The sequence below is a fragment of the Paenibacillus sp. B46(2026) genome (assembly GCF_056786355.1).
Map to the genome: position 1 here is coordinate 2,159,969 of NZ_CM165907.1, position 17,050 is coordinate 2,177,018.

The 17,050-nt window shown below is 43.4% G+C and carries 9 protein-coding genes and 1 pseudogene; 6 read left to right on the forward strand and 4 right to left on the reverse strand.

Translation table 11 applies throughout. The annotated features are described in order from the left end of the window. Positions 1-412: 412 nt before the first annotated feature. Complete coding sequence (locus AC1S8V_RS09925) at positions 413-8,692, forward strand: immunoglobulin-like domain-containing protein (RefSeq protein ID WP_482073469.1); 8,280 nt, start codon at positions 413-415, stop codon at positions 8,690-8,692. 121 nt (positions 8,693-8,813) lie between these two features. Here the strand turns inward: AC1S8V_RS09925 and AC1S8V_RS09930 are convergent, their stop codons facing one another. Beyond that, complete coding sequence (locus AC1S8V_RS09930) at positions 8,814-9,761, reverse strand: FAD:protein FMN transferase (protein ID WP_482073470.1); 948 nt, start codon at positions 9,759-9,761, stop codon at positions 8,814-8,816. Between the two features lie 110 nt (positions 9,762-9,871). Between AC1S8V_RS09930 and AC1S8V_RS09935 the strand changes: the two are divergent. The 4 genes and pseudogenes from AC1S8V_RS09935 to AC1S8V_RS09950 all read left to right on the forward strand — a co-directional run. Further along, positions 9,872-10,078, forward strand: a pseudogene (locus AC1S8V_RS09935) (FAD-binding protein); the annotation flags it as partial. A 189-nt stretch (positions 10,079-10,267) separates the two neighbouring features. Next, complete coding sequence (locus tag AC1S8V_RS09940) at positions 10,268-11,077, forward strand: alpha/beta hydrolase (RefSeq protein ID WP_482073471.1); 810 nt, start codon at positions 10,268-10,270, stop codon at positions 11,075-11,077. A 46-nt stretch (positions 11,078-11,123) separates the two neighbouring features. Next, positions 11,124-11,651 (forward strand): MarR family winged helix-turn-helix transcriptional regulator, encoded by a 528-nt coding sequence (locus AC1S8V_RS09945; RefSeq protein WP_482073472.1) that lies wholly within the window; start codon positions 11,124-11,126, stop codon positions 11,649-11,651. Positions 11,652-11,842: 191 nt separating this feature from the next. Then, the gene (locus tag AC1S8V_RS09950; protein ID WP_482073473.1) at positions 11,843-13,192 is read left to right on the forward strand and encodes an FAD-binding oxidoreductase; all 1,350 of its coding nucleotides are present in this window, start codon (positions 11,843-11,845) and stop codon (positions 13,190-13,192) included. 327 nt (positions 13,193-13,519) lie between these two features. On the opposite strand, the gene AC1S8V_RS09955 is transcribed toward AC1S8V_RS09950, so the two are convergent. The 3 genes from AC1S8V_RS09955 to AC1S8V_RS09965 form a co-directional block, all read right to left on the reverse strand. Next, positions 13,520-13,816 (reverse strand): putative quinol monooxygenase, encoded by a 297-nt coding sequence (locus tag AC1S8V_RS09955; protein ID WP_017689458.1) that lies wholly within the window; start codon positions 13,814-13,816, stop codon positions 13,520-13,522. Positions 13,817-13,909: 93 nt separating this feature from the next. Next, complete coding sequence (locus AC1S8V_RS09960) at positions 13,910-14,560, reverse strand: nitroreductase family protein (protein WP_482073474.1); 651 nt, start codon at positions 14,558-14,560, stop codon at positions 13,910-13,912. A 27-nt stretch (positions 14,561-14,587) separates the two neighbouring features. Next, positions 14,588-15,007, reverse strand: a complete 420-nt coding sequence (locus AC1S8V_RS09965; protein ID WP_253433129.1) for a MarR family winged helix-turn-helix transcriptional regulator — start codon at positions 15,005-15,007, stop codon at positions 14,588-14,590. A gap of 419 nt (positions 15,008-15,426) precedes the next feature. Between AC1S8V_RS09965 and AC1S8V_RS09970 the strand changes: the two genes are divergently transcribed. Beyond that, positions 15,427-17,028 carry a helix-turn-helix domain-containing protein gene (locus AC1S8V_RS09970; protein WP_482073475.1) on the forward strand — a complete coding sequence of 534 codons (1,602 nt, stop codon included), beginning with the start codon at positions 15,427-15,429 and terminating at the stop codon, positions 17,026-17,028. Positions 17,029-17,050 lie beyond the last annotated feature (22 nt).

Sequence of the window (17,050 nt, forward strand, 5' to 3'; positions counted from 1 at the left end):
ATGAAAATCCTCCTTATTTTTCGATCCGGTGCGCCCATGGCTTACCCGCATCGTCTTCGGACACGTTGCCATATGACAAGCGCCCAACTATATATATTATGTTTATCAGGCGTTCAATCCTTTAATTTAAACATAGAGTATATTTAGAATGAAAACGATTACTTCGAAGTATAGGGATAGTGTTGAAGTTTGCGTGAATTGCAATAAAAAAATCCACCTTATGAACAAGATACTACATTGAATTGGAAGTGTTGAAGACGTAATATGAGAAGAAATGTAAGCGCATTCTTTTTAAATCGTTTCTCTATTTCCTTGAGCGAGGTGGTCTAGTTTTAAAGGTGAGATATGGGTTGTATGCTTCTGAAAATTAATCGAAGGGAAGAATGCTATGCGGAAGCAAATTACAATCATAATGTTAGTTTTACTTATGACCTTCAGTAGCTGGTTTAGTCTTGTTCTACCATTTAGCAATCAAGCTTCAGCGGACACAATAACACCAACGATGTTGGCGCATTATCCATTGCTTGAGGATGTACAGGATATATCAGGTAATGAAAAGCATGGAACGGCCGTAGGAAACATTACGTACACCGATGGTCTCACTCTACCTGGGGGAACGGATAGTAATACGAACTACGTTCAGCTTCCTACTGTTTTGTTTGATAATCAAGAAAATACAACGATTTCTGTATGGATCAAGAGCAACACTGGAAGTGGGAACTACTCAGCATTATTCTACGGTACTCCAGCAGCTGGCAATAACTTGCCAACGAATTACTGGATGTTTAATCCATCGAATCCAAGTGGTGATTTTAAGTCAGTATTTACGAATAGCAATAATGTTGACCAGCCTTGGACGACTGAGGTAGGGGTATCAGGCACTTCTACGACACCGTACGGAGGTCAATGGGTTCACTATACAACGGTTATTACAGAACGCTCTATTACAGGTTATATTAACGGTGTTAGTATAGGCACGACCACCAAAGAGAAAACAACGGCAAGCTTTGGTACTGATCTGCATGCTTACATCGGTCGCTCCAATTATTTAGGGGATGCTACTTTTGCGGGCAGCTTTCAAGACTTAAGAATTTACGGAGAGGCACTAAATAATGAAGATATCGCTGAAGTATATGAACAATCGTTTAATGACAAGCAAGTACAACAAGGCAAAATAGAGCTAACGTTAGGTGATATATCGGCAGTTACAGAATCTCTTGAACTGCCTACTCAAGATAAGAATGGCTTAATGATCTCATGGACTTCTAGTGATGAGAGTGCGATTAGTCCAACTGGTGAAGTGTTCTTACGAGAAATGGAGCAACAAGTGACGTTAACTGCAACCATTTCTTTAGGTGGAAGCCAGGCAATGAAGGAGTTCATGGTTACCTTACTACCTAAGGATGACTCTATTGAGCAGATTGCCGTTAAGAATGTCTTGCTTAATGAACCTACATTTATTTTATCAGTGGGGGACAGCGAGACATTAGTGGCTACTATTTCACCTTCAAATGCAACGAATAAAAGAGTTATCTGGACATCTAGTGACTCCAGTATAGCGATTGTCAATTCAACGGGTAAAGTTACAGCTGTTAGTGGAGGTACAGCCACAATTACGGTACAGACTGAAGATGGAGAGTTTACAGCTACATCAGCCGTTACCGTTAAGGGAAAATCGCTAAAAGATGATCTTATTCTTCATTACAACATGAAGACGACTGAAGAAGTAGACGGTCAACTCGTACTGAAGGATGTTGCCAATAAGGCAGTTACATTTGACGGAATATTTAGAAATCCAAACAATGGACAATTCATTTCAAACAGTGAGGTTGGCTTTGTTTCCTTCAATGGTGGAAGCTCTACATCGAATAGTGGGCATGTTGAGATTCCTAAGGGCTCAAATGGACTAGATCTACTACACGGTCTGAATGAGATTACAGTATCTTCAATCGTGAACTGGACGAATGATGGTACGAATCGCTGGATCTTCGGTTTGGGTACTGTATTAACACCGGAAACGAACAAATATTTCTTCGTAACACCACGTCACGGTAGTGGATCAGGTAATATGATTGCTACAGGTATCTCTAAAAATGGCTGGCCGAACGAAGCATTAGTTACAGGTAGCGCAAACTCAAACCTTATCGGTGGGCAGTGGAAGCATGTAACGGTGTCCTTGTCCGAAGCTAGCAATAGGATAACGTTATTCGTGGATGGAGTTAAGGTTGCTTCGGGTAATGCAAAGGGACTAAAGCTGTCAGAAATTATTAATCCGGATGCTACTTTCTCTGGCTTTATCGGTAAATCAATCTTCTCAAACGATCCATACCTTCAAGGTAGCGTGGCTGATTTTCAAGTATATGATCGCGCGTTGACGGAGCAAGAAGTAGGCGAGTTATATCAACAAGAAGGAGCAACTCACATCTCAAAAATACGTCAGCTCACTGTTGATGATGCAGCGAATCAACTTAACATCAGTCGTTACTTAGGTGAAGGCGATAAGAGTACCGATAAGATAACGAGAAACGTTGCATTACCAACAAGCGGTAAAAACGGCGTGAGCATTACTTGGAGTTCTAGTCATCCTACTGTCATTTCTAATCATGGCACGGTACAACGTCCAGCTGCTCAATCAGGTAATGTTCAGGCAGAGCTTACGGCCACTTTAACGTATCAAGGAGTATCAACTACAGCTGTATTCCCTGTTACGATCTTGAAGCAATTCGATGATCAGCAGAAGGTTGATCTGGACGCTGAACAAATAGAGATCTACAATGCTGACAACGTTAAAGGTAACTTACGTCTTGTTGCTACAGGTGAACAAGGCTCCGCAATTACATGGTTATCTAGCAGACCGGCAGTTGTTAAAGGAACGGCTGAAGCGGCTGGTAACGCTACACAGCTAGGCTGGGTAAGCCGTCAAGCTACGGATACGCCCGTTACGCTAATAGCTACAATTACGAATGGTGCAGCTTCTAAACAGCTTACGTTTAACGTTACGATTAAACAAGCAACTGCGCCAGTACAGCTTGATGCTTACTTCTTTGCGTATTTTACAGGTGAATATGAGGGTGGTGAAGAGATATCCTTCGCTACAGCTGAAGATCCATTGTTCTGGAAAGGGCTGAATAATGGTAAGTCGATCCTTCAATCTGATATGGGTGAAAAAGGACTTCGTGATCCATTCGTTATTCGGTCACCAGAGGGTGATAAATTCTATATGCTGGCAACCGATTTGAAAATGGGCGAAAGTACAAATTTCGACCAAGCTCAAATTACGGGTAGTCATTACATGATGATTTGGGAGTCGGAGGATCTCGTTCATTGGAGCGAGCAGCGTATGATCGAGGTTGCTCCTAAGACTGGAGGAAATACGTGGGCACCAGAAGCTATCTATGATTCAGTAACTGGAGAGTATATCGTATTTTGGGCATCATCGATGAAAAACACAGAGACATATGGTGATTATAACGGAAGACCTGCAGGTCAATACAATGTGATGTACTACGCAACAACAAGAGACTTCTACAACTTCTCTGAGCCAAAGGCCATGATTGATGAGTCACTTCCGACAATTGATACGACGTTTATTGAGCATAATAATATGTTGTACCGATTCACCAAATCAGAAGTGAATACTAAAGTGTATGTGGAGAAAGCACCAACTTTCTACGATGACAAGGACGGTATTGCAGCAAACGGTCTTCAATACGACGCTGTTCCTGGTACACGTGATAATAAACTTGGCTTGATCGGAAATAATGGAAACAACGAAGGGCAAACGATTTTTAAGGATAATAATAAAGACAAATGGTATCTGTTCCTTGATTCATGGCCATATCATGTACGATATACAACAGATCTGGATAGTAGCACGCAATATATTAACAATGTATTAAGTAGTGATAAATATGCACTTCCGCCAGGACCACGACACGGAACGGTAATTCCAATCTCACGTGCAGAGTATGATGCCTTGCAAGAGAAGTATGCATGGAAAGGTCCAGCACCATCAACAGACCCGGTTGTACATTACTCATTCGATGCAAATACAGTGAATGGTACAACGTTGAATGACATTTCTGGTAATGGTCATCACGCAACACTAGTAGGTGGAGCAACGATTAATGAAGAGGATCGTATCGGTAAAACGGGTGGTGCACTAGAGCTTAATGGATCAACAGGATATGTGAAGCTGCCAGATAACTTGATTCAATCCTTGAATCTTGAGAAGGCTACGTTCTCTACATGGGTTCAAATGGACAGAAATCAAGCAAATCAAAGAATATTTGATTTTGCTTCCGAAACAGGCAGACAGGTTAACCGCAACACCATGTACTTGAGCACACAAGGTGATACAGGTAGTCTGGAGTTCGCTGTCGTAACACCTTTTACAGAGAAATTTAGCAATGACAGCACGCGACTAGGATCAGAATATAAATATGCGGTGAGAAATTCTGGACTATTACCAACGAAGACTTGGCAGCATGTTGCAATTACAATGGATGAATTTGATGCAGTATTGTATGTGAATGGTCAAGAGGTTAAACGTAGCTCGACATTTAACGTTGAGCCGAGAATGTTACTGGAAACAACGATGAATTATATTGGTAAATCGAGAAACGGCTCCCATAGTCTATTTGATGGTAAATTTGATGATTTCCGTATTTATAATCGTGCATTATCCGTTGAAGAGATTGCAACATTAGCTGATGAAGACGTTACTCCTCCAGTAGAGCAGCCATCCGGGGCAGAGCTCATTCTTCACTACGATATGAATGATATCGATGGTGCGACGGTTATTGACCAAACAGGAAAATTCAACGGAAAATGGATGAATCCGTCTAAATCAGAATGGATTAGTACACAAGATGCTGGTGTACTAAGCTTTACTGGTGGCACAACTAACTCTTATGTAGAGCTACCACAAGGAGTTCTTGATGGATTAACGGATATGACCGTTTCATCCATTGTGAACTGGAGCGGTAAAAACGCTGCGGAGTGGTTATATGCATTAGGAAGACCAAACAGTAATACGCACTATACGTATTTCACACCACGTTATAACGCTAACGGTCTTGCTCGCCTAGGTATCGCGACGAATGCATGGAATAATGAGTCTTCAACTTCTACCACGGGCTTAAAGAATAATGAATGGAAAGTCGTTACGACTGTTGTTTCAGGCACGGATGGTACACTAACGCTTTATATTGATGGTGTTGCTGTTGCATCAGGCTCAACGAATGGAATGACACTAGAACAAATTAAAAATACTTCAGGCAGTAGTGGAACCATCGGTAAGTCATTCTATACAGCTGATCCATACTTCGGCGGTATGATTGCAGACTTCCAAATCTATGATGGTGCTATGACTGCGGCAGATATTACATCACTTAAGGCCCATGCAGATCAGAAGATTGCTTTAATGGAGGGAATGCTTGTATCGGCTGCGACAGAGAAATTAACGATTCATGATCTTCTTGCTTCTAATGCATCAAAAGATGCGATTATAAGCAATGTAACATTGCCAACATCAGGTGCTTATGGCACAACAATAAGCTGGACTTCAGATAAGGGGAATGTCATCTCAACTACAGGTGCCGTAACCAGACCAGCTAACGTAACTGGCGATCAAGTTGTAACGTTAACAGCAGTATTTACAGATGGTACAGAGACAGTTAACAAAACTTTTCAGTTGACGGTTAAGGCATTGCCGAACGATGGCACTTCTGTAGATGAAGCAAAAGCAGCACTAGTCGTTCATAACATTAATGATGTAAGAGGCCATATCGAATTACCAACATCCGGACTATATGGAACAACAATTACTTGGGCTTCTGTACAACCAAACGTCGTTTCAGTTACTGGAGAAGTAAAACGTCCGGCACACGGTAGTGGAAATGTAGACGTGAAGCTTACAGCTACGATTACATTAAATTCAGCATCCACTACGAAGGAATTCATTGCGAGGGTGAAGGAACTGCCTGCTGATGAAAATTATGTGGGATACTTTTTCACATATTTCACTGGAGAAGGTACTGCAACAGGCGAGCAAGTTTACTTTGCACTAAGTAACGGTAATGATCCGTTGGACTGGCGAGAATTGAATAATGGTAAACCTGTATTGACCTCTACCTTAGGGGAAAAGGGTATACGTGATCCGTTCATTATTCGTTCGCCTGAAGGTGATAAGTTCTACATGATCGCTACCGATCTGAAAATTAACGGCAATGGTAACTGGGGTAGAGCACACACATGGGGCAGTCGTTCCATTATGGTTTGGGAATCGAATGATCTAGTCAACTGGACAGATCAACGCATGGTAGAGGTTGCACCGGAAGAAGCGGGTAATACATGGGCACCAGAAATTCTGTACGATAACACAACAGGTGAATATATCGTATTTTGGGCATCAAGAATGTTTGATGATGCATCCCATACAGGCAATGCTTATCAAAAAATGATGTATAGCAAGACAAGAGATTTCTATACGTTTACTGAACCGCAAGTATATTTGGATTATGGATATTCAATCATTGACACAACGATGATTGAGCATGAAGGAAAAGTGTATCGCTTTACGAAGGATGAGCAAAACAACGAAGCTTCTGCTCCATTTGGCAAGATGATCTTCCAAGAGGTGGGTGACTCGATCTTAGATCCAACCTTCAAGATGATTAATCAAGGCGTTGGTAACATTAAATGGGTTGAGGGTCCAACGATCTTCAAATCGAATACCGATGAAAAATGGTATTTATTCGTAGATGAGTTTGGTGGAAGAGGTTATGTTCCATTCGAGACAACAAATCTTGCATCAGGTGTCTGGACATTATCTTCTAACTACAACTTACCGGCTAGTCCGCGTCACGGAACGGTAATTCCAATTACACAAAGTGAGTATGATGCACTCAATGGGAAGAACGTACCCGTTAGCGGAATTAGCTTGGACAAAACGACGTTGTCCATCGTAGAAGGTCAATCAGGGCAATTGACAGCTACGGTAGCACCAGCTAATGCAACGAAAAAAGCAGTAACATGGAGCTCAAGCAATACAGCTGTAGCCACTGTAAGTGCGACAGGTCAAGTAACAGCGGTGGCACCAGGAACAGCAAGGATTACAGTAACTACAGTGGATGGTGGTTTATCATCTAGCGCTACGGTAACGGTAACACCATCGGTTGAACCGACTGCACCAGGAGAAGTGACAAGAACAAGTGTAACAGCAGGTAATCAGAAGCTGACTTTGAAATGGAGTAATCCTACAGACAGCGATCTAGTCGCTATTAAGATTACAGGTCTTGGAAATACAGAGTTTAAGACGGTGACGGTGAATCATGCGGCTAGCAGTTATGAAGTCACAGGACTTGCGAATGGTACGCGTTATGAATTCCGTATTACTACGGTAAACGCAGCAGGGAATGAATCCGCAGGGGTTGTGGTGTCAGGAACACCACAAGCACCAAGCAGTGTTGATGGAAGTGGTGGGGGTAATATCCCTGCACCTACAGCACCACCAGCTCCAGGTGGAAGTGATCCAGTGGTAATGGACAATGGTCAAATAAACATTAAGCCGGTCGTAAATGAGAGCGGTGCTTCTAAAGTGAAGTTAAGTGCGGATACGGTGAAGCGTGCGCTTGATCAAACGACAGGCGGTAAGCTACACATGAGAGTTGAAGCTGATGCAAGCTTGAACGGGCTAACGATTGAGCTAGCAGTAGATGCGCGCTTAACAAGTGGATCTTCTGCGGTAGATCGCATCGAGATCAACACAGGCTCTGCAGTCGTAACAGTGGCAACCGAACTGCTCGGAACAGGAACAAGTGCGGGGAAAACGTTAGGATTGTCGATTAAGAAAATAGCAGCTAATCAATTGCCAGCTGGCGCACAAGCTCAGCTGAACGGTGAGGTCGTATACGATATCGAGCTAACGATTGATGGTAAGAAACTTACAGAGTTTGATGGCAGAGATGATCTCGTGATTGAATTGCCATATACACTAAAGGCTGCCGAAAATCCAAACAACGTCGTCGTATACGATGTGAAGGACAACGGAGAGCTAGGAGTGGTGACAAATGGTAAATACAATGCAGCGACAGGAAAAGTAGAGTTCAAGCCAACGTATCTGAGCAAGTATACGGTAGCGTATGTTGCAACGAGCTTTAAGGATGTGACCCAAGACTGGGCGAAGGATGCGATCTCAGCATTGGGGGCAAGAGGCATTGTGAAGGGTATAGGCGACGGCGAGTTTAATCCGAATGGTCAAGTGACAAGAGCAGAATTCATCACCATGCTGATGAATATGTTTGAGCTATCGGATGAGAGTGCAATGACAAGTTTTAGTGATGTGAAGCAAGGAGAATGGTACCGTGGAAATATCGCAACCGCGCAGAAGCTGGGGATTGTGAACGGGAAACCAAATGGAAGATTCGGAGTTCATGAGAACATTACGCGAGAAGATATGGCGGTTATGGTATACAAGGCGATCCAAATTAAGCAACTAGCGTTAGCAAGTGGTGAAGCTACAGCCTTCAAGGATGAAGCAAGCATCGCAAGTTATGCGAAGCAAGCGGTAGAGGCAATACAAGGAGCAGGCATAATAAACGGTGTAGGTAACGATGAGTTTGCACCGAAGAAGAATGCTAGCCGTGCAGAAGCAGCAGTGATGATCTATAATTTGTTGGGTTTGATGTAGACACGTTAAGTATAGGGCAGTTGCTATTGATTCACACAGATCATAAAGTTGGGCGGAAGAACTTTTTCCGTCCACTTTATGATCTGTTTAATCAGTGAGTAGGATGAAAGATGATATCCACTTATGTCGTAGGTCTGTTCACGGGATCAATTCTGCCTCTAAGATTATCGGTATAGGCCAGATTTCCATCCGTCGTGATTACGGCAGCTTCGATATTCTTCATATTATTAACTTTATGAATAATGGAGACCGCATCTAACCCAAATAATTCTGTTGTATAGATATCGCAGTCGAGCGATCGATCCGCAATAATCGTTAAAGAAGCGATATTACTTTCGATTGGATAGCCTGTTCTGCTGTTAAATATATGATGGTAATGACTCCCTTCCTTTTCTAAAACTCTCTCGTATATTCCTGATGTAACAACGGATTGCTCGCGTATACTAACGAGTGCTGCTGCATTTCCTCTTGGTAAAAAGGGATTTTGTATTCCGACTTTCCAGTGACTAGCTCCAGAGGGTGAATCTCCATAAACAAGAACATTACCTCCCATATCTACCATAGCGGACGTAGCTCCATTTTTCTTGAAAAATGACATAACTTGATCAGCAAAATAACCTTTAGCAATCGCTCCAAGGTCGATCTCCATGCCCTTTTTGAATAAATGAACCGTTTGCAGCTCATCGTCAAGCTGTATATGCTCCGGATTCAAGAGCTCCAGCACCGCTTTAATCTCTGTATCCTCCGGCACATGTGCCTCACGGAAACCAATTCTCCATAATTTGATCAAAGGCCCTATCGCAATATTTAAAAATGAATCTTTATTCAGGCTGTGTTCTTTGCCTATCTTAATAAGATCATACAGTTCCTTGTCTACTCTAAGCGGATGTGATGTGGCTACTTTTTTTAGCATGGCAAGCTGCGAGTGCTCACTGTTGGCACTAAACACTTGTTCATAACGGATGAGCATATTCACTGCTTCTTCGGCAAGCTCTTCAGCATCTGTCCCCTCGATATAGAGGGATATGTTAGTTCCCATGAGCGGTATCGTTCTCGTAAAAGGTTTCATGATAGCCTCCTATATCGCACATTGTTGTCCGTGATTGAGAAAAGTATGGATGAGGTCATGATCCACGCTACAGATAGCCCGGTCAAACAACTGATCATCGAAGATTAACTCGCGTATTGGATGAAAACGGTCAGCCGATTGCACATCTGTATGCCGCTGGGGAAGTTGCAGGAGGTATACATGCAGGCAACCGTTTAGGCGGTAATGCCTTGACTGACATATTTACTTTTGGACGAATCGCTGGTAAGACGGTTGTGGAAGAAATGAAGCCTCCACTAAACACAAGGATTCTCGAGTGTTTAGTGGTTTTTTTATGATTCATAGCAGTTATTTATTTGAAAACGCTTTAAAATTGCTGTAGACAACAGCCATGTCGGATGATATATTGTTTCTGTAAGAAACAATATTATTTTTAAGTGAAATAATAATAAGCGTGTCCATGGTAGGGCGGAGGAAATGATCTCTCGGAGCTTAAGCTTGGACACCACAAAAAGGACGGGGAAACGATGACTAAAATCGAGACAAGGATTCAATCCTTTGACGGTACACAGCTTTATTTCAGCAAGGATACAGTGGAAAATGCAAAAGCCGCTGTCGTTATTGTTCACGGACTAGCTGAGCATGCAGGGCGCTACGATTATTTGACAGAGAAGCTGAATCAGCGCGGGTTTAGCGTGTATCGCTTCGATCATCGGGGTCATGCCAGATCCGAGGGACAGCGTACGTTCTATAAAGTATTTGATCATCTTATTGAAGATGTTCATGTCATTGTTGAGGCGGCATTGCAAGAGAGTGGCAATACTCCGCTGTTTGTCATCGGACATAGTATGGGCGGTTTTGCAACCTCGTCCTTTGGAACGAAATATCCAGGCAAGGTTAAAGGTATCGTGCTATCCGGAGCGCTCACTCGTTACAATACAAAAGTTGCCGGAGAACTGCCGATGGATCTTCCTACAGGCACGTATTTCCCAAATGAGCTGGGCAGCGGCGTATGCAGTGATCCCGCAGTTGTAACCGCTTACGCGAATGACCCGCTGGTTGAAAAGCAGATCTCTGTAGATTTATTTAACAGTCTGGGAAATGGCATAACATGGCTGAAGGAGAACGCCAAGCTGTTTATAGATCCCGTACTTGTTCTGCATGGGGCCAATGACGGGCTGGTCAGTGAACAGGATTCTCGTGACTTTTACGGGGATATCGCTTCAACAGATAAAACACTCAAAATTTATGCTCATCTGATGCATGAGATATTTAATGAACCGACTCGTGATGATGTTATTGAAGAAGCAATCACATGGATTGAAAAACGGATCTGATTTCAGTAGAGTAAGAGAGAGAATCTGAATATGAAAGGGATTACTCATGAAATTAGATTGGATGGGCAACCATCGGGAACTGATTGAGAAAATTATCAAATACGGCAATGCGTACTCAAACACTTATAAGCTGCAGCGAAGTTATGGTACGGACATGTTTTTCTCGGCTTCACAGATTCAGACGCTGGAATACATTCTGGAAGCTGAGGACAAGGAAGAGAAGATGTCGGAAATGGCCGCACGTCTGGGCGTAAGCCGCAGTACATTTTCCAAGAACGTGAAGAATCTGACGGAAAAAGGTCTGCTCGAAAAATTCCATCTTAGCGGCAACCGCAAAGACATATACGTCAAACCTTCGACGAAAGGTCGCGAGGTATATGCGAAGTATACCGAATTTGTGCGGGAGCTTTGCTTTGATGAGATTTTCAAGTATGCAGATCAGATTTCAGAAGCGGATAAGCAGAACTTTGTTCGCATCATGGATTTGTTTGCCGACGTGCTCGTCTGGTATGGTGAAAAAGAACAGGAAGCGCGCAAGTTAATCAGAATTGATTCCGACTCGGGCAGCGACTAGTTTCGAGATAAAAGGAATTTTCCTCAAGGCTGTTCTGTGGCCTGAAAGGGAAATTCCTTTTTGATTCCTCTGAAACATGAACCTTGAAATTAAGGCGCCAGCCCATTCCCTCCGCGAATGTCCGTCATACAGTATAAAGTGCTTCATGTAGCAGAGGCTGTAGGACAATTATTCAGCAGGGAGTGGGACGTGTGAAATCATCAACAAAGCTTACCGGACGGGTTATTTACAAAGGTGATCCAGGATATGAAGCGGCGCGTAAGAACTGGGACCCACATACGGACAGATTTCCCAAAGTTTTTGTGTTTGCCCAACGGACGAAGGATGTATCCAACGCTATCCGATGGGCCCGTGAAAACAATGTACCGATCAGGCCGCGGAGTGGCAGACATGCACTTGAAGTGAACCTTTCACAGGTTAACGGCGGAATTGTGATTGATGTGAGTGATCTGAATTCCATCAAGCTTGATAAGAAAAATGGAACGGTTGTTGTTGGAACAGGAAACCGAGTGGGAAGAATTGCAAATACCCTTGCCAAGCAAGGATTTATAGCTCCTTTTGGTGACAGCCCTACTGTAGGGATCGGTGGAATTACATTAGGTGGGGGAATTGGGCCTCTCCAGCGTACCATTGGTCTCATCAGTGATAACCTGCTTGAGGTAGAGATGGTGGACGCCAAAGGAAAAGTCATTCGGGCCAATAAAAATCATAATGCAGATCTCTTTTGGGCCTCGCGGGGAGGGGGCGGTGGTAACTTCGGAGTATATACCCGCTACAAATTCAAAGTGCGCCGGGCTCCAGCGAAGGCGACTGTATTTAAGATCACCTGGCCATGGGCTCAATTCGAAAAGGTGCTCAAAGTATGGCAGAAGTGGGCTCCCTCTGTTGATACAAGATTGGGCAGCGAGTTGTCCATCGGACCGAAAAAGGGTGGCAATGTCGTCATGGAGGGGCTTTTCCTGGGGTCAAAAACAGAGGCTCTCCGTCTATTACAGCCGATTACGAGTGTTGGCACACCGACGAGTTCCATTGTTCGTTTGTTACCTTACACAGAAGTTGTGAAGTTCTTATTGCTTCCTGATCCGATCGAAACCCAAAGGTTCAGTAACCAGTTCTCATCCGGTTTTGGGCGAAAACCCTTCCCTGACAAAGCCATCAAATCGATGCGTGTATTTTTGGAGAACTTGGAGGAGGGACCAGGCGGATTCTATTTCCTCAACTGGGGCGGGGCGGTAAGTCGCAAATTGCCTAGATCAACCGCCTTCTTCTGGCGTAAAGAGAAGTTCTACGTGGAATGGAACAGTACGTGGACGAAGAAGTCCCAGGCGGCTAAAAATATCGCAATCGTTCGTCAGACCCGCAAGAAACTGCAACCATACATTGTTGGTTCCTATATCAACGTTCCAGACCAAGGAATCAAAAATTCAGGTCCAGTGTACTATGGAGCCAACTATGCCAGACTGCGGAGAGTCAAAGCCAAGTATGACCCGAAAAATGTGTTCAACAATCCGCAAAGTATCACTCCGGCCAGCAGAGCATAATCCATTTTCAACTGTTCAATGAGTGAAGAAACACGCCTTAATTGGCGTGTTTTTCGCTATGTATGTTCGTATAAATGCCAAGGAAAAGAACAACATATCCACAATGCATTAAATGTCCATTTCAAAATGGATCAGGTATGGTATCCTCTTCCTCACACAATGATCTGTTCACTCAGAAAAACTGCGAGTTAATGAAAGATTTGTACACCAAGTAATCGTGGATCTGAAGTGAACGTATTTTTAAAAGAAAACGAAAAAGCCGCCCTCGGTCAGATGACCAAAAGCGGCTTCTTCACATGCCAACTACGCATGCAAGTTAATGAGCTATTAAGCTTTAACTTGTTCTCCAGCAAATACTTCAACATTCATTGGAGCGGCCATGAAGGCTGCGGCTTGTTGTACAAAAGCTTGGAAATGCGCGCTTGTGTTGTGGGAAGCTGTAGCAGCTTCATCTTTCCACAGCTCAATCATCGTATATTGTTGTTCGCGTTCTGTGCTTTTTGCCAGGTCGTAGCTGATGTTACCTTCTTCTTGACGTGTTGCAGCAATCAGTTCTTTCGCAGCTGCCAGGAAAGCTTGCTCCTGATCCGGTTTAACCTGCAGATGTGCGTGAATGATAATCAATATAATCAGCCTCCATAGTTTGGTTAGAATGTGTTCGGAATATATGCTTGTTTTACAATGTATTCGTGGCTTACAGGGAGAAGGACCCTGATATTATGCCCAAGTTGTGATTGTATCTACGGGCAGACGGTAGGATGGGTGACCTTCTTTAGCCGATTTACCGATCGAGATCAACATAACTGGTTGATAACGCTCTTTGTCCATGCCGAATGCTTCTGCAATTTGATCTTTCTCATAACCACCGATCGGGTTCGTGTCATAACCGTGAGCACGTGCAGCAAGCATCAATTGCATGGAAGCCAGACCTGCATCAATCAGGTTAATGTCTCGAAGGGCAGCAGCAGGCATATTGTCATAGTAAGGTTTAACAAATTGAACTTGTTGATCCTTAACTTCTTGTGGCATGTAACCATGCTCTACCGCTTTGCTGAAGATCTCTTCCAGATATTCAGCATTATTCATGTCGATAAATACGCCAACGACAGCTGCCGAAGTCATCACTTGATTTTGATTGAATTTAGCAAGGGGAGCGAGTTTTTCTTTGCCTTCAGCTGTATCTACAACGAGAAAACGCCAAGGTTGCATATTAACAGAAGAAGGTGCACGTGAAGCTTCTGCCAAAATTTCTGTCATTTCTTCACGGCTGATTTTTACCTCAGGATCGTAAAGCTTAACAGAACGGCGACCGTAAGTAATTTCGTTAAAATCATTGGTTTTTTGGAATTTGCTTTCAATTGTACTCATGGATAAATCTCTCCTCTATATATGGGTTTAGAAATTGTTCTGCATACGTTCCAGGAAATCGGCGAGTGCCTGAACTTCGTCTTCACTGAAATCCTGCAAAATCTGGTTGATGAAATTGGTCTTCTCTGCTTTGTAACCTTCAATCTGCTTCCGACCGTGGTCCGTCAGACGAACAAAAGTTACCCGATTATCTTCGGGGTTCTTGCGTCTGGTAACCATCAGGTCCGCCTCAAGCTGTTTCAAGTGGCGTGTAATCGCAGCACTATCAATGTTAATGATTTTCTGCAGCATGGATTGGTTAATCTCATCGACCTGATCCAGCTCATGCAGAATTTCAAAGCGAGAGGAACTGATACCCGTGCAGCGTTCGAACTTGGGACTGATTTTGTTGCCCAGCACGTTCAGCAGGTTGATGATCTGTTCTTCTTTGGAAACAATACGAGTCATGACTAGACCTCCCGGGTGAATCTGAATCATGAACAACGGCGTATGTTAACCAATAAATTATGTTGCAGTATACAATGCCATTGCCTAATGATTATTTGGATGCTCTCGATCATTGATGTATCAATATTTGATGCCTCAATCATTGATGGCTCAATTAATATATCATGCCTTTTAACATTTTGCAACAGCTGAGAAGAAGAGGAGAATTAAGCCTTTATTTTCCCGGTAGATAACCATTGTGGTGTATACAGGATGTCCATTTGGATGAGTTTCTATCGATTTTTCATGTTATTGAGAATTATTATCAATTTAATTATAATAAAAAGGAATTATGCTGAAAAAGTTACTATTGGGAGCTAAAAAATAGAGTGTAATCAGTTCATCAGAGAATCGGATCAGAACAAGGAAGGGACGTCAGCATGGAAGAAAATGATTGGATCAAACGACTGGAGCAACTTTATTTCACTGCTGTCCACGTATGCAATTACTCCAGCAATCCAGGGGATGTCCAGCGCAGAATCTGGAAGAGATTCGCCATTTTCAGGGTTATCGCTGGCAAGGGATCTTTGTCTATGGATAACGTTGTACATACGGTGTCTCAAGACGAGTGGTTTTTGTTGAAGCCAGGAATGCATCTGGAGTTTCAGACGGATATGGAAGCACCTGTCCGATATCAGATCATTTTATTTTCCTGTGTGGCTCTTACTCGGAGTCGGAATGCTTGGCATACCGAGGCGTTTGATTTCCCTGTTACGGGCAAGCTTAATATTCCTTCCAATGCACGTGATACGCAAGAGATGATGGATACCCTGGTGGGTGGAAAACACTCTTTCACGAGTCTGGAAAAGACACGCAGGAAACATCTTGTACATCAGTTGTTGATTCAGTTGATGATTCACGTGAAAGAAGCAACTCCACCTGTAGCAGGGATGGATCTGGCGCTTGAATATATGACACGTCAGTATATGAAAGACATTCGAATCGATCAGATGGCACGCATGGCAGGGCTTAGTGTGAATCATTTTATAAGAACGTTCAAACGGCAATTAAAGTTGACCCCGATAGAATATATACTGAAACTACGTATGGCGAAGGCCAAGCAGCTGTTATTTTCTTCAGATAAAATCAAGGAAATTGCGGAGCAAGTGGGTTATAGGGACGAGCACTATTTCAGCAGAGTCTTCAAGAAAAACGAAGGAATCGCCCCAACGTTGTATATTAAAAATAAAGTGAATCGCATTGCCACCTTGTATTACGGGTTGGACGATTATGTGATAACGCTCGGTTTGAGGCCAGTGTCCGCATTATCCTATGGTCAGAGAGTGGCTCATCATGTTGCCATACCTGCGCTTCAAGCGCATAGTCATCAGGGACTTATCCTGGATAGCTTCAATCAGAATTATGATGGTTTGAGGCGAGTCCAACCGGACCTGATCATTACAAGTGATCGTTTGGAGCCGAATGACTCTCTGCATCGTATCGCGCCTACCACCATGCTGGAGCATACCAACCATTTTGGCGAGAGGCTTCTGTATATGGCGGACATTATGGGCCGTACCGAACAGGCTGTACAGTGGATTGAACAGCATGCTGAACTGAGCCGGGTTCTTCGAGGGCGCATTCAATCGAGGTGGGGGAAGCAGAGTGCCATGTTCATCCGGGTGACTTCTCATTTCTATCGAATGTATGGATTGAATAACCAGACAGGGGCCCTGTTGTATGATGATCTGGGTTTTCATTTGCCTCGTCATTTTCCGGAACAACAGTGGGCTGTGAAGAGTAAAGTTCGCGATTTGCAGTTATACGACGCGGATCATGTGTTTGTAATGGTCGATCCCACAGAAGAGGCACACGCTCAACTGAGGCAATTGCAGCAATCCAGTGAATGGTTGGCATTAAAGGCTGTTCAAGAAGGCCATGTATATAATGCAGGAGATATTTTCTTCAAAACGCTGGGTCCAACCGGACGCATGTGGGCCATGCGATATGTGGCAGGGCAACTTGGGGTTACCTTACGGTGATATTGTGCAAGAGAAGAGAGTG

What these genes read in the sequence shown, in the direction of transcription:
- AC1S8V_RS09960 (WP_482073474.1), bottom strand. Translation starts at nt 14,560, where the DNA reads ATGAGTACAATTGAAAGCAAATTCCAAAAAACCAATGATTTTAACGAA.
- AC1S8V_RS09930 (WP_482073470.1), bottom strand. Translation starts at nt 9,761, where the DNA reads ATGAAACCTTTTACGAGAACGATACCGCTCATGGGAACTAACATATCC.
- AC1S8V_RS09945 (WP_482073472.1), top strand. Translation starts at nt 11,124, where the DNA reads ATGAAATTAGATTGGATGGGCAACCATCGGGAACTGATTGAGAAAATT.
- AC1S8V_RS09965 (WP_253433129.1), bottom strand. Translation starts at nt 15,007, where the DNA reads ATGACTCGTATTGTTTCCAAAGAAGAACAGATCATCAACCTGCTGAAC.
- AC1S8V_RS09940 (WP_482073471.1), top strand. Translation starts at nt 10,268, where the DNA reads ATGACTAAAATCGAGACAAGGATTCAATCCTTTGACGGTACACAGCTT.
- AC1S8V_RS09970 (WP_482073475.1), top strand. Translation starts at nt 15,427, where the DNA reads ATGGAAGAAAATGATTGGATCAAACGACTGGAGCAACTTTATTTCACT.
- AC1S8V_RS09925 (WP_482073469.1), top strand. Translation starts at nt 413, where the DNA reads ATGTTAGTTTTACTTATGACCTTCAGTAGCTGGTTTAGTCTTGTTCTA.